At 32.9% G+C, this 15,114-nt stretch carries 9 protein-coding genes; 7 read left to right on the top strand and 2 right to left on the bottom strand.

The features are described from left to right. Window positions 1–67: 67 nt before the first annotated feature. Complete coding sequence (locus ABD935_RS05470; RefSeq protein WP_345190662.1) at window positions 68–499, bottom strand: TerB family tellurite resistance protein; 432 nt, start codon at window positions 497–499, stop codon at window positions 68–70. Between the two features lie 259 nt (window positions 500–758). On the opposite strand from ABD935_RS05470, the gene mfd reads away from it, so the two are divergent. Both mfd and ABD935_RS05460 read left to right on the top strand, forming a co-directional pair. Beyond that, a complete protein-coding gene (mfd, locus tag ABD935_RS05465; protein WP_345190661.1) occupies window positions 759–4,148 on the top strand; it encodes a transcription-repair coupling factor in 3,390 nt (1,129 codons plus the stop codon). Window positions 4,149–4,217: 69 nt separating this feature from the next. After that, window positions 4,218–5,552, top strand: a complete 1,335-nt coding sequence (locus tag ABD935_RS05460; protein WP_345190660.1) for a TlpA family protein disulfide reductase — start codon at window positions 4,218–4,220, stop codon at window positions 5,550–5,552. A gap of 201 nt (window positions 5,553–5,753) precedes the next feature. On the opposite strand, the gene ABD935_RS05455 is transcribed toward ABD935_RS05460, so the two are convergent. After that, window positions 5,754–8,798 (bottom strand): zinc-dependent metalloprotease, encoded by a 3,045-nt coding sequence (locus tag ABD935_RS05455; RefSeq protein WP_345190659.1) that lies wholly within the window; start codon window positions 8,796–8,798, stop codon window positions 5,754–5,756. 81 nt (window positions 8,799–8,879) lie between these two features. Here ABD935_RS05455 and ABD935_RS05450 point away from each other — a divergent pair, with 81 nt between their 5' ends. The 5 genes from ABD935_RS05450 (at window position 8,880) to ABD935_RS05430 (ending at window position 15,081) form a co-directional block, all read left to right on the top strand. Further along, on the top strand, window positions 8,880–9,815 hold the full coding sequence (locus ABD935_RS05450) for a bifunctional riboflavin kinase/FAD synthetase (protein ID WP_345190658.1): 936 nt from the start codon (window positions 8,880–8,882) through the stop codon (window positions 9,813–9,815). Beyond that, window positions 9,808–11,124: an HTTM domain-containing protein gene (locus tag ABD935_RS05445; RefSeq protein WP_345190657.1), complete on the top strand. Its 1,317-nt coding sequence runs from the start codon at window positions 9,808–9,810 to the stop codon at window positions 11,122–11,124. The genes ABD935_RS05450 and ABD935_RS05445 overlap by 8 nt, the downstream gene beginning before the upstream one ends. A gap of 168 nt (window positions 11,125–11,292) precedes the next feature. Further along, a complete protein-coding gene (gene serS, locus ABD935_RS05440) occupies window positions 11,293–12,564 on the top strand; it encodes a serine--tRNA ligase (RefSeq protein ID WP_345190656.1) in 1,272 nt (423 codons plus the stop codon). Window positions 12,565–12,802: 238 nt separating this feature from the next. Next, window positions 12,803–12,925 (top strand): hypothetical protein, encoded by a 123-nt coding sequence (locus ABD935_RS05435; RefSeq protein WP_345190655.1) that lies wholly within the window; start codon window positions 12,803–12,805, stop codon window positions 12,923–12,925. Between the two features lie 380 nt (window positions 12,926–13,305). Beyond that, the gene (locus ABD935_RS05430) at window positions 13,306–15,081 is read left to right on the top strand and encodes a tetratricopeptide repeat protein (protein ID WP_345190654.1); all 1,776 of its coding nucleotides are present in this window, start codon (window positions 13,306–13,308) and stop codon (window positions 15,079–15,081) included. The last annotated feature ends 33 nt before the right edge of the window (window positions 15,082–15,114 follow it).

Raw genomic sequence — 15,114 nt, 5'->3', positions numbered from 1 at the left:
TAGATTCAAAAAAAAAATGCGAACTAATAAAGTTCGCATTTTTTTATATAATTAAGTTTGATAAATACTATCTATTCATGTTCTTTATTTGATCCACAAAAGTATCTAAATCTACACCATTTTGTACTAATGTTAAAGCTTTATCAACTATGTATTTTACGTTAACAGCATGAAACCCAAGTCCAACACCTATTTTGTTTAAAAGTTTGTGTTCTGGGTCACCTTTAATTTGGTCTACATGTACCATACGAACTAAATCATATAAACGCTCTAAACGATTATCATAAGAAACGGGTGGGTTAATAGGATGCGACTGATAATCTTTTAAAATCAATTTATATTCCCCTTCGCTAATGTTTAAGTTTCGGGCCAATCTATCTAAAAAGGCTTGCTCTTCAGGTGTAATTATACCATCATCCATTGCTACACGAACTATTGCAGCAAAATGGTCTTCATTGCGCTTTTTAAAACCACTATCAAATAAATCTGAAAACGACATATATCTTTGTTTTTATAGTGATGCAAACGTACATATTTTTTTTAAGAATTTAAATCGAAATTTTAATTTTTTGGGCGTTACCACAAGGGTCAGGCTTTCACTACTCGCTCCCTTCTGCCTCGGGGAGCTCAAACATGCCGCTCAATCCTTAACGCGAGTGCAGAACAAGGTTGGATGATTACAAAAATAATAGTTGTTTATTCGTAACAAATCAATAAGTCCTAAACCTTATCTTTGCAATCGTAAAAACAAAAATTACTTGAGTAAAACCATTCTCTCGCAAACTTATTCACAGACTTTGCAAACGCAAAATCTGCAGGTTGCTATTGCCCAAACTCAAAATAAAGTACATTTAAAAGGACTTGTTGGTTCTTCATTTTCCTTTGTAATAGCTAGTGTGTTCAAGCAAGCGAAAAAACCTTTTTTACTCATTTTTAACGACAAAGAAGAAGCCGCTTTTTACCTAAATGATTTAGAGCAACTCTGTAACGACAAAGATGTACTATTCTACCCAGGGAGCTACAGAAGACCTTATGAAATTGAAGAAACCGATAATGCTAACGTTTTATTACGTGCTGAGGTTTTAAACCGAATAAACTCGCAAAAAAAACCAGCTATAATAGTTACCTATCCCGATGCGCTTTTCGAGCAAGTAGTGACTAGAAAAGAACTAGAACGTAACACATTAAAAGTTGGTGTACATGATAATTTGTCAATCGATTTTGTAAACGAAGTTTTGTTTGAATACCAATTTAAACGCGTAGATTTTGTTACTGAACCCGGAGAGTTTTCTGTGCGTGGTGGTATTGTAGATGTTTTTTCGTTTTCGCATGATGAGCCTTATCGTATTGAGTTTTTTGGCGATGAGGTAGATAGCATCAGGACTTTTGATGTTGAAACACAATTGTCCATCGAGCAGATAAAAAAAATAAACATTATTCCTAATGTAGCGAATAAACTATTGCAGGAAAGCCGACAAAGTTTTCTAAAATACATGGCTCAAAAAACAGTGGTGTGCATAAAAAATTCAGACTTACTTTTTTCAAGAATAGACGATTTTTACAGCAAAGCTGAAGAAGCTTTCAAATTGCTTTCAACGGATATTAAGCATGCAGAGCCTAACGAGCTGTTTTGTAATTCAACAGTATTAAAAAAACAATTACTAGATTTCTCTATTATTGAGTTTGGTTCCGGTGCTTATTTTAAGCGTCACCCTGAACTTGTTTCAGGGTCTCATGATGCGATTCTGAAACAAGTTCAGAATAACGAAATCACATTCAATACCACGCCACAACCGTCCTTCAATAAGCAATTCAACCTGTTAATCGAAGATTTAAATACCAATCATAATAAAGGCTATACCAATTACATTGCTTGTGTTAGCGAGCAACAAGCCAAACGGTTTCATGATATTTTTGAGGATGTTGAACAAGCGGTGTCATACAAGACTATTGTCCTCTCATTGCATCAAGGCTTTATAGATCATGATGCTAAAATAGTATGTTATACAGACCATCAAATTTTTGAACGCTATCACAAATTTCATCTTAAAAATGGCTATGCAAAAAAACAAGCCATCACGTTAAAAGAACTCACAAATTTAGATATTGGCGATTATGTAACCCACATAGACCATGGTATTGGGCGTTTTGGTGGACTTCAGAAAATAGATGTAGAAGGTAGGAAGCAAGAAGCTATTAAATTGGTTTATGGTGAGCGGGATGTGTTGTATTTAAGTATTCATTCACTTCATAAAATCACTAAGTTTAACGGTAAAGATGGCAAGCCACCTAAAATTTATAAACTAGGCAGTAACGCTTGGAAAACCCTTAAACAAAAAACAAAAGCCCGTGTAAAACACGTGGCGTTTAACTTAATAAAATTATACGCTAAACGAAAAACCGAAAAAGGCTATCAATATAACCCGGATAGTTATATGCAGCATGAGTTAGAAGCGTCTTTTATATACGAAGACACTCCCGATCAAAGTACTGCAACCGCCGACATTAAAATGGATATGGAAAGTGAACGCCCCATGGACCGTTTAATATGTGGCGATGTTGGTTTTGGTAAAACAGAAGTCGCTATACGAGCAGCTTTTAAAGCCGTAGATAACGGTAAACAAGTGGCTGTTTTAGTGCCAACCACCATTTTGGCATATCAACATTCTAGAACGTTTAAAGAACGCTTAAAAGATTTTCCTGTTACTGTAGATTATGTCAACCGATTTAGAACTGCAAAAGAAAAACGCGAAACTTTGGAAGGTTTGGAGCAAGGTAAAGTCGATATTATCATTGGCACACATACGCTTGTAAATAAAAACGTAAAATTTAAAGATTTAGGGCTTTTAATTGTAGATGAAGAACAAAAGTTTGGCGTAGCTGTAAAAGAAAAACTTAAGACGTTAAAAGATAATGTGGATGTGTTAACCTTAACAGCAACACCAATCCCAAGAACGCTTCAGTTTAGCTTAATGGCGGCAAGGGATCTATCTGTAATTACAACGCCACCTCCAAATCGTTACCCAATTGAAAGCAACGTCATTCGATTTAACGAAGAAACTATCCGAGATGCCGTGAGTTATGAAATTGAACGTGGGGGACAAGTTTTCTTCATTCATAATCGCATAGAAAATATTAAAGAAGTGGCGGGTATGATTCAACGCTTAGTGCCAGACGCTAAAATTGGTATTGGTCACGGACAAATGGAAGGCAAGAAACTTGAACAATTAATGCTAGCCTTTATGGATGGCGCTTTTGATGTTTTAGTAAGTACAACCATTGTTGAAAGTGGATTGGATGTGCCAAATGCAAACACCATTTTTATAAATAATGCCAATAATTTTGGATTGAGCGATTTACACCAAATGCGTGGTCGAGTAGGGCGAAGTAATAAAAAAGCCTTCTGTTATTTTATTACTCCAGAATACTCCGCAATGACTGATGATGCCAGAAAACGCATCACCGCTTTAGAACAATTTACAGAATTGGGAAGCGGTTTCAATATTGCCATGAAAGATTTGGAAATTCGTGGTGCGGGCGATTTATTAGGCGGAGAGCAAAGTGGGTTTATAAATGAAATTGGTTTTGAAACGTATCAGAAAATATTAAATGAAGCTATTGAAGAACTCAAAGAAAATGAGTTTAAGGATTTATATAATGACCCTGAGGAAGACAAAGTTTATGTTAGGGATGTAACGATTGATACTGATTTTGAACTTTTATTCCCAGATAGTTATGTGAATAATATTGCTGAACGACTAAACCTATACACGCAACTTAACAATTTAAAAACAGAAGATGAATTGCAAACTTTTAAAGCGGATTTAATGGATCGTTTTGGAGAATTGCCAAAACAAGTGACCGATTTATTAAATAGTGTCCAAATAAAGTGGTTGGCCACTAAAATAGGTTTTGAAAAAATTATTATGAAACAAGGCAAGCTTATAGGTTATTTTGTTAACGACCAACAAAGTAGCTTTTATCAAAGTCCGAATTTTACAAAAGTATTACAGTTTGTTCAAACGCACCAAAATTCATGTAAAATGAAAGAAAAACAAACGCGAAACGGACTGCGCTTAATGCTTACCTTTGATAGTGTGAAATCTGTAAAGCACGCATTGAATGCTTTGCAACCTATTATGGCTTAATTATTGTTTTAATTAAATAAAAAAAATTTTCGTTCCCTTGAAAAAGAGAGTCTAAATAAACACATTATAATGTTTAAACGCTTATTATTTTTAACAGTTTTATTTCCTAGTTTGCTTATTGCACAACATAGTATAAAAGGCGTGTTTTCTCCTGCAAAAGAGTATAATATAGCCTTGTTGTATAAGGTTACACCTACCATATCAGATTATATTTCAAATGCAGAAATAAAAGAAAATGGGAGTTTTGAGTTCCAATTAGATTCCTCAGCAACAAAGGGTATATATAGGTTGGTTTATGCTGTTCCGCAAGAAGATTATAATTTTGATATTATCTATAATGGAAAAGAAGATATTGAGCTAACTTTTAATTCTGAAACAGGAGTAACATTTAAAAAATCTGCCGAAAATAAATTATTAGCCTCATATACCAATAGCATGTCTATGGTTACACAAAGCATTGGTAATTATTTTAGTCAGGAAAGTAAAGACACCACTGCGCTAAAAGCTATTTTTAAAACTCAAAAAGACACCCAGTTAAGTTTCGAGAAAGCCGCCAATGAATCTTTAGTGATTGAATTCATTAAGGCTAACAAACCATATATCCCAATAAAAGTTGAAGATGTTAAAACCTATATCAAAAATTTAAAGACACACTATTTTGATTATGTAGATTTTAACAATAATACTCTTCAAAGTTCAAATTTTTTAGAAGAAAAAATGCTGAATTATGTATTTGGAATGTCTTCGGAATCTAAAGATGATATTTCAAATTATAAAAAAAATATTGATGTAGTTTGTGCTGCAATGAAAAATGCTCCTAATGAGGTAAAACGCATTTTGTTGTTTGATTTATGGCAACAAATGTCTGATTTAGGTTTTGAATCTGTTGCTAATTATATTGCTGAAAATTACTTGATGGATATTGCGGTATCTTTAAACGACCAAGAGCTTTTGCATGCATTGATTCTTTATAACAATATTTCTAAAGGCAATGAAGCACCAGATTTTGATTTAGAAATAAAGGAAAAAGATAAACTGGTAACCAAAAAATTAAGTGAATTAGATGCTGCTGAAAACTATGTTATTGTGTTTTGGAGCAGTGGGTGTTCACATTGTTTAGATGAAATTCCGCAGTTACAAACCTTTATCCAGTCTAAAGAAAAAGGTTTAATTAAAGCCATTGCTATTGGTTTGGAAGATGAACCTTATAAGTGGAAAGATTTGACTTATAGTTACCCAAGTTTTATTCATGTTTATGGTGAAGGCAAATGGGATAATAAAATAGGTGATGCTTATGGTGTTACATCCACACCAACTTATTTTGTTTTAGATAAGGACAAAAAAATTGTATCTAAACCTGAAGATATTAAAGCGTTAAAGGCGTTTTTTGCTGAAGAGGAATAAAAAGTAAGTGATTACAAAGTATTGGTTGTTCCCTTGAGGATAGCGACCATAGCATTTTGGGGCATCCTTTTTTGAACCTTCTATTGTAATATTAATGCTGAAATGTTAATGGATGTCATTTTCGTAATTTAGTATTTGATTTTTTCAGTCCCGATAGCTATCGGGACTAATACCTCATGGGCTTGCCCCGAGATATTTCATTTACTCGATTACAATTTTCTTAGTAGATTGTCGCAAACCATCACATACAATCAAAAGGTATAACCCCGATTGTATATTGTTTAAATTAATACGTTCTTTAAAATCGCCAGTAGCACCATAAGTGTTTTTGGAAATGAGACGACCACTTGTATCGTAAATTTTAGTTTGTATATCACGCAATTTGGAACCATTTAGTTTAATTGTAAACTCACCTTTATTAGGATTAGGGTAAACTAAGAAATTATCAAAACCAAATTCTTCAACGTCCAATGTAGGCATAATGTTAAGTGCATAATCTTCTACTTCGCCATCAAAGCCATTTTCGCAAGCTATTGGTAGCTCTCCACCAGAATCGCCTTCATATTTAGTAGAAACTCTCATAATAGTATGTCCTAAAAGAGCATCAATTGGAATAGTAATTGAAAGCGGTGAATTAGGGGTGGCTCCATCAGTAACATTTGTTATTTCCCCTAAATTATATGCTTCACCGGCATCATCAAAACTACAATTTTGATTCCAATCAATCCAAACTTTTGTGTTTGTAGTAAAGTCACCATCAGTATTAACATTAATGGTTAAATTGTATGAGCTATCTCTATTTACATTTGAAGAGGTTGAGGTATAATTACTATAGCCAGAAGGTTTTGAAGACACCTTATTAATAGTGTTAAACGCAACTAGTGTAGTACCCGTATCATAATCTGTATTTGCGACTGAAGTGCATAGTCCATTGAAGTAAGCCAAATCCACATTTTTATTTTTTGTAATAGATGAAGGTGATGAAGTACCCGTTATTACAATTGGATAGTTGCCTTCTGCAACACCATCTAAATTGCTAATAGTCATGATGACACTTCCAGAATTGCTTAAACTTGTTGGTGAAAACGCAACGTTAGAACTCCCTGGTAAACCTGATGCACTAAAAAAGGTGTTTTCGGAAAACCCATTAGCTGTAACATATTCAAAATTAAAAACAGCCGTAGTTTCAGCACAAGCTAGTGGGACTAAAGTTTCTTCAATAATAAAAAAATCAGGTTCTGTTGAAATCGAAAAATCAAAATCACAAACATCATAAAAAATATTATCAGCAGCTTCAATTAATATTCTAGCATTATTGGTATTAGGTATTCCAGGAACATTATATGTGAAAGACCCATCGTTAGGTGTATTTGATGCTATGATAGTTGGAAATGTTAGTCCACCATCTGTAGAGAACTTAATGTTCACACTTTGGCAATTTATGGTGACATTTGTTGTTTGGCCTACTTCCCACGTAATGGTTTGCATAGATTCTTGAGCCCAAGATACAGGATTTGTTACGCTAAAAGGAGGTACATCTTCTACAGTAATTTGCATGGTGTCATAACTAGATTGTCCGCCGGCAGCAGATAATGGGTCTCTGTCTCTTACTGTTAATGCCCAATTTAAATTTCTTGCAACTGTTGAAACGGTCTCCCAGTCACTTCCCAATGTTGGATTGGTTTGGGTTGTATTTCCAGATATAACACTGCTGAATTTTGGGATATATCGGTCTGGAGAATCTGATGGTGGCAGCGATCTATTTGTTGAGCCAGAAGTTAGGTCTGAACCAAAATTCAGATAATTGGTTATGCCACTATCAATTTGCTCCCAGCAATAGGTTAAGTTATCTCCACCATCGTTATCGGTAGCTGCACCTTTTAAAACATAGGCTGTTCCTTTTGGGATGTTATAATTATTTCCTGCATTAGCACTAGGAGGATTATTAGAAATAGCTTCAGTAGTCTGGCAGATTTTTGTATTTACATTATCCAATATTTGCTTAATACTATGGAAATGAAAGTAATCATCACTATTTAATTCCACATTGTTAGCGCCTTCAAGTCCTGCATAGGCCATTACAGTTGTGCCACTGCCTGGTTCTGAGTTAACTCCAGCACCTTCACTGTCATATGCCCATGTATGATTTGCTCCCATTTGATGTCCTATTTCATGAGCAACAAAATCAATATCAAAAGTATCTGTTTCTGGTATGCCATTTGATGGCGAAGTATAAGCGCTTCCTTTTGAATTATTTTGACATACACAGCCTATGCAACCCGCGTTTCCACCACCACCTGTAGCTCCAAAAAGATGCCCGATATCATAATTGTTTTCTCCAATTATACTTGTTAAGGTATTTTGAACTTCTGAATTCCAAGCTCCATCAGCACCAGCACTAGCTGGAGAATATGGGTCTGTATCAGCATCATTAAATATAACTAAATTAGTATTAGCTATAACTTCAAAAGTGATTGCCATATCGGTTTCAAATATTTCGTTTATCCTATTTATGGATGCATTTATAGCCGCTAAAGCATCAGCTATCTCATCTCCATTTCCTGCATTACCATCGTCATGATAAGTAGTGTATTCAGAAGTAGTAGAAACAGCTAGTCTAAATTTTTGTAAAGTTTTGTCATTTGCGCCGCCTTCATTAACTTTAGAAGTCTTACTATTATTTTTATTGAATGTTTCATTTAATTTGTCAATGGTTTTACATTCAAATCTATCGGTTAAATTGCTTCTATCACCTTTATTATAAAGCACATATGTATTTGAGCCTTTAGCAATAGGTTGCATAAATACCGTAGGTTTGCTTATATAGGAAATCATGGTTTGCACGCCTTGAGGCGATACACTCATACGTAAACGTGTGCCAGAATGGTCTGTGCTAATACCTACATAAGATTTTATATTTGGATATTTTACAGCAAGTTCTGGAGCAAATACGGAAGTTTCATAAATTTTAAAGGACTCCATTTTACCATCAATAGCAGGAATTGAAACAATGGTATTTGAGTTTTTATTGCTAATACCTCTTAAAGTTGCTGAAGCTGTACTTTTTTTAAATGAAGACAAGTCTAATTCAAATACATGAAGTTTATTTTTGTCTACATGGAATTTTGATAAATTTTCATTGGTTTTTATGTTTTCAACGTGCTTCCATGATGAATTTTGTGCAAAACTTGAAAATACAAACAAAAGCATTGCAATTGTTAAAACATAATGTAGTTTTGTTTTCATAACAAATATTTTGGGGCAATTTATTAAGTCAAATATAATAAATCTAATTTTTCTAAGTCAGATAAAAATTTTAGGCATTAAATGAGCAAAGTAAAAAATATAGAAACTTATAAATCCAATTTGCCTTCAGTTGTTACTATTGGCACGTTTGATGGCGTACATATTGGGCATCAAAAAATAATCAAACGCTTAATAAACACAGGGAAAGATGAAGGTTTGCAATCTGTAATACTTACATTTTTTCCGCATCCACGCATGGTATTACAAAAAGATTCTAACATTAAATTAATTAATACCCTTGATGAACGCCATGATATTTTAGACGATTTAGGCTTGGATTACTTACTTATAAAAAAGTTTACCAAAGAATTTTCAAGACTATCTGCTGAAGATTTTGTAAAAGAGATTTTAGTGGATAAACTTAACGCTAAAAAAGTAATTATTGGTTATGATCATAGATTTGGTAGGAATAGAAAAGCTGATATTAACGATTTAAAAGATTTTGGTATTAAGTATGGTTTTGAAGTTGAAGAAATTTCGGCTCAAGATATTAATGATGTAGCGGTTAGCTCAACAAAAATTAGAAATGCTATCATAGAAGGCAATATAGGTAAGGCAAATGCTTATTTAGGGTATGATTTTATGCTTACCGGACATGTAACAAAAGGAAAAGGTTTAGGTAGGCGATTAAATTTCCCGACCGCAAATATTGAAATTAAAGAGGATTATAAAATCATACCAAAACAAGGGTCATATATTGTTAGCTCTAGAATTAAAGATACTGTGGTTTATGGTATGATGAATATAGGTATGAACCCTACTGTTAATGGAAGCATGCAAACTATCGAGGTTCACTTTTTTGATTTTGATGAAAATATTTACAACCAAAACATTCAAATAGACTTATTGCATCGTATTCGTGATGAAGAAAAATTTGAATCGGTAGAAGCCCTAAAATTGCAATTAGCAAAAGATAAACAAACAGCATTAGATTATATTGCTAAACACCATGCTTAACAATTGGTTTTTTAAACATATTGATAATTCAGTATTAATAGTTTTCAGAATTATTTTTGGATTACTTTGTTTTTTAGAATCGGTTGGCGCCATTTTTACTGGCTGGGTAAAACATACACTTGTAGACCCTGATTTTACATTTTCTTTTATTGGTTTTGAATGGTTGCAACCACTCCCAGGACATGGTATGTATTACTACTACATTGTTATGGGCGTTTTTGCTTTGTTTATAACGGTAGGTTATAAATATAGATTAGCCATGATTAGCTTCACGCTTATGTGGTCTGCAACTTATTTAATGCAGAAATCATCTTATAATAATCATTATTATTTGTTAATGCTTATTAGTAGCATTATGGTGTTTCTTCCAGCACATAAATATGCTTCTGTTGATGTAAAACAAAATCCAAAATTAAAAAGTATTTCCATGCCACAGTGGTGTCGGTGGGTTATAGTGCTTCAACTTTTTATTGTTTATACGTATGCTTCGTTAGCAAAACTATATCCAGATTGGTTAGATACTTCGGTTATCGAACTGATGATGAAGAGCAAACAAAACTATATTATTGTTGGCGATTTACTTCAACAAAAATGGTTGCATTATATATTGGCCTACGGAGGTATTTTGTTTGATGGTTTAATAGTGCCTTTGTTGCTCTATAAACCAACCAGAAAGTATGCGTTTATAGCATCAATATTTTTTCATTTGTTTAATTCCTTTGTTTTTCAAATAGGCATTTTTCCTTATTTATCATTAGCATTCGCCTTGTTCTTTTTTCAACCAGAAACCATTCAAAAGTTATTTTTAAAAAAGAAATTATTTTATAAAGGGGAAGCGGCTATCGTTCCAAAGTTTAAAACACCTCTAATCATAGTCTTTTCAATTTATTTTATAATTCAATTAGGCTTACCGTTACGGCATCATTTTATTGAAGATGATGTGCTTTGGACAGAAGAAGGCCATCGGCTATCATGGCGTATGATGCTAAGAGTGAAAAGTGGCAATACAACTTATTCAGTTGAAAATAAGGATACGGGTAAGCGTCTTTTTATTGATATGAAAGACTATTTGTCTGCAAAACAAGTGCGCACTGCAAGCACAAAGCCGGATGTTATATGGCAATTTGCACAACACTTAAAACAAAAATTTAAAGATGGAGGTCAAAACGTTGCAATATATATAAATAGTAAAGTAAGTGTAAACGGAAAGCCTTATAAAACCTTAATTAATCCAAATATAGATATTGCAAATGTGGAATGGGATGCATTTAATCATAGTACATGGGTTTTACCTTCAAAAGAGGAATAGACTTTATGAAATTTGAAATATTTTTAATTTGTGAAATTGTACAAAAATGAAGAATTCAAAAATTAAAAAATTCGTGAATTCGTGGCAAAAATGGAGAAAGATAAAAGTATAAGTTTGCCCTTAGAATTCTTTGTAATTCCCTAAATTTGTCGCTTAAATTTTCAATACATGTTACAAGTCCCTTTTATTAGAGAAAACAAAGCCTTAGTCGTTGAGCGCTTAGCAAAAAGAAACATTGATGCAACACAAATGATAAATGATGTGGTTGCTTTAGATGAAGATAGAAGGCGTATTCAAACAGAATTAGATAATACTTTGGCAGAATCTAATGTCTTATCTAAAGAAATTGGAAACTTGTATAAATCAGGAGAAGCACAAAAAGCCAATCTTCTGAAAGAGAAAACAACACAGTTAAAGGATGCTTCAAAAGAACTTAATGAAGCGCTTAATAGCAAAGTAGAAGCTTTAACCGAGTTGCTTTATAAAATACCTAATGTGCCAAATGAATTGGTGCCACAGGGTAATTCTGAGTTGGATAATGAAGAAATTTTTAAAGCAGGTGATATTCCTAAATTACATGACGGTGCATTGCCACATTGGGAATTAGCTAAAAAATATGATATTATAGATTTTGAACTTGGCAATAAAATTACTGGTGCAGGATTCCCTGTTTACAAAGGTAAAGGGGCCAGATTACAGCGCTCATTAATAGCTTATTTTTTAGATAAAAATACCGCTGCTGGTTATACCGAATACCAATTGCCACTTATGGTCAATGAAGCTTCAGGTATCGGAACAGGACAGTTGCCGGATAAAGAAGGGCAAATGTATCATGTTACCGAGGATAATTTATATTTAATACCAACTGCCGAAGTCCCAGGAACCAACATTTTTAGAGATGTTCTTTTAAATGAAAGCGAACTGCCAATCGGTATAACAGGTTACACGCCATGTTTTCGTCGTGAAGCAGGAAGTTACGGTGCACACGTAAGAGGATTAAATAGATTGCACCAATTTGATAAAGTTGAAATTATTCGGGTAGAGCATCCAAGCAAATCTTATGAAGCTCTAGATGGTATGATTAACCATGTAGAAGCCATTTTAAAAGAACTAAAATTACCTTATAGAATTCTACGTTTATGTGGAGGTGATACTTCTTTTGCGTCAGCTTTAACGTATGATTTTGAAGTGTTTTCAACGGCTCAAGATAGATGGTTAGAAATATCTTCAATTTCAAACTTTGAAACCTTTCAGGCGAATCGTTTAAAACTTCGATTTAAAAATAGTGAAGGTAAAAACGAATTAGCGCATACACTCAACGGAAGCTCTTTAGCTTTGCCTAGAGTCTTAGCAGGCATTCTTGAAAATTACCAAACTGAAGATGGTATAGTTATACCCGAAGTTTTACAACCCTATACAGGTTTTAAAATTATAAATTAAGTATGGCTCCTTGAGGGTTAACAAAATGAAAATATATCTTCATTGAAGATACAGCGCATAGCTCTAAAAGGGCGGATTTGTTTTAAAGATAATTCTGACAAATTTTCATAAAAACCATGTTTTTAATCGATGAAATGCAGTTTTAGCATGCTGTTCAACGATTTCTTTTCAATTCTCTTTGGTTTTTCAATTTTATTTTTCAATTTCGTTACATAAAATCTATCAAACCTACTTAACCATGAAAAATGTTAAACGCATTGTGCTTTTAATAGCTCTCATTTTCTTCGCAAGTAAAGTGTTATCTTCAGATTTTGAATTGTTTAAATCCGAAGATAATACAATGACCATTGCAAGTAAATAGGGATTTCAATACAAATCTCTTGATGCAATCAAAAAGGATTTTTTGAAATAGTCTTCCTGTGTAGACAGGGATTTAATACCAATTTGAATATATAATATTGTAATAAGAAATTGAATTATTTTTTGATTAATTGAAATTAAAAATTCTTAGCATAGCCATTGTTACGGTAAAAATTTTTAATAAAAAGTGAGCCAAAAAGAAACGATTTATATGCGACATTATATGTTTAATTTGGTATCAGGCTGTCCCCAATCGAGTATTTAATTAACGGTAGTTAATAGAACATTTATTTTTGGTTGGTTAGTGCCCGAATTTTATTCGGGCATTTTTTTATAATAATATTTACAATATCTAAAGAGCACATTTGTTATATTTACATTATGAGACTTCTTATTATTTTATGCTTATTTATATCTGCCTCGGTATTTTCACAAAATGGTATTCTTGCTAAAGAATATTTTAAAAATGGCGAATATGAAAAGGCATTACATGAGTATAATAAATTGTATGCAAAGTCGCCGTCCAATATTAATTATATAAATCAAATAATAAGTTCATATCAGCAATTGGAACAATATGATGAAGCTGAAAAATTTCTGTTAAAATTAATGGAACGGATTAAATATCCTGCATTTATTGTAGAATTAGGGTATAATTTTCAACTTAAAAATAATATTGAAAAAGCAAACGAAAACTATCAAAAAGCAATAGCCATTATTGATGAGAATGCAAGCCATGTATTTGCGGTAGCACGAAGTTTTCAAAATCATTCGCTTTTAGATGAGGCTACAATAGCCTACGAAAAAGCCATGCTGCTAAATCCCGATTTTAATTTTAATATTCAGTTAGCTCAAATTTATGGCGAACAAGGTCATATTGAAAAAATGTTTTCCAGTTATATTAATTTAGCCGAATCTAACCCTGTTATTTTAGGGGATGTTAAAAGAGCTATCAACGATTTTATTAGCGAAAACAGTGATAACGAAAACAACATTTTATTCAGAAAAATTCTTTTAAAAAAAATACAACAAGAGCCCAATTTACTTTGGAACCAACTGCTAAGTTGGTTGTTTATCCAGCAAAAAGATTTCAAAAAAGCATTCACCCAAGAAAAAGCAATTTTTAAAAGACAACCAGAAAGTTTAGATAGGGTTGAAGAGCTTGCGTTAATTTCAGTAAACGAAAATGAAAGTGAGATAGCCAAAGAAATATTCAATTACATTATTGAGACCGCACAAGATTCGGATACTATACTAGAAGCGCATCAAAATTTACTTCAATTAGAAATTAAAGAAAGTTCAAAGGAGTATTATCCGGGTATTAATAGTAAATATTTAGAGTTGATAAAAACGTTTGGTACGCATGCAGGAACTTTAAATTTACAAATGGCTTATGCGCATTTTTTAGCGTTTTACATGAATGAAACGGACAAAGCAACTGCGTTTTTAGAAGATACTTTAAAATTACCTTTAACTGAATTGCAAAAAGCCGAAGTAAAATTAAAACTAGGCGATGTTTTGGTATTGCAAGAACAATTCAATAAGGCATTAATTTATTATACACAGATCCAACGTAATCTTAAAAACAGTACAATCTCGCAAGAGGCTAGATATAAAGTTGCTCAAGCTAGTTATTATAAAGGCGATTTTAAGTGGGCAGAATCGCAGCTTAAAATTTTAAAAGCTTCAACATCGCAACTTATTGCCAATGATGCCTTAAATTTAAAACTGCTTATTTCAGATAATAAATATGAAGACTCACTTCAAACGGCCTTAAAGCTGTATTCAAAAGCTGATTTACTAGCCTTTCAAAACAGAAATGATGAGGCTATTACGGTTTTAGATAAAATTCTAAGCAATCATAAAACAGAACCTATAATTGCTCAAGCACTATATAAACAAGCGCAATTATTCGAATTAAAATTACAGTTTGAAAAAGCCCAAGCAAATTATGAGTCTATAATAGCTAATTATAGGGATGGTATTTTAATAGATGATGCCCTTTTTCATTTAGCTGAAATTTATGAGAAACAATTAAATCTACCCGAAAAAGCAAAGGTCTTATACGAGCAAATTATTTTTAATCATGCCGATAGCGTTTATTTTATTGATGCTAGAAAACGTTTTAGAGCTTTACGCGGTGATGCTATGAATTAGAGCCAAACATCTTAACAACAAACAACTCAACAA

Origin of the sequence: Algibacter agarivorans, from assembly GCF_039543245.1 — a bacterium.
In the GTDB taxonomy this organism is placed as follows: domain Bacteria; phylum Bacteroidota; class Bacteroidia; order Flavobacteriales; family Flavobacteriaceae; genus Algibacter_G; species Algibacter_G agarivorans.
This window is presented reverse-complemented; position numbering and strand designations above follow the sequence as displayed.

What these genes read in the sequence shown, in the direction of transcription:
- ABD935_RS05470 (WP_345190662.1), bottom strand. Translation starts at nt 499, where the DNA reads ATGTCGTTTTCAGATTTATTTGATAGTGGTTTTAAAAAGCGCAATGAA.
- ABD935_RS05460 (WP_345190660.1), top strand. Translation starts at nt 4,218, where the DNA reads ATGTTTAAACGCTTATTATTTTTAACAGTTTTATTTCCTAGTTTGCTT.
- ABD935_RS05455 (WP_345190659.1), bottom strand. Translation starts at nt 8,798, where the DNA reads ATGAAAACAAAACTACATTATGTTTTAACAATTGCAATGCTTTTGTTT.
- ABD935_RS05450 (WP_345190658.1), top strand. Translation starts at nt 8,880, where the DNA reads ATGAGCAAAGTAAAAAATATAGAAACTTATAAATCCAATTTGCCTTCA.
- ABD935_RS05445 (WP_345190657.1), top strand. Translation starts at nt 9,808, where the DNA reads ATGCTTAACAATTGGTTTTTTAAACATATTGATAATTCAGTATTAATA.
- serS (WP_345190656.1), top strand. Translation starts at nt 11,293, where the DNA reads ATGTTACAAGTCCCTTTTATTAGAGAAAACAAAGCCTTAGTCGTTGAG.
- ABD935_RS05435 (WP_345190655.1), top strand. Translation starts at nt 12,803, where the DNA reads ATGAAAAATGTTAAACGCATTGTGCTTTTAATAGCTCTCATTTTCTTC.
- ABD935_RS05430 (WP_345190654.1), top strand. Translation starts at nt 13,306, where the DNA reads ATGAGACTTCTTATTATTTTATGCTTATTTATATCTGCCTCGGTATTT.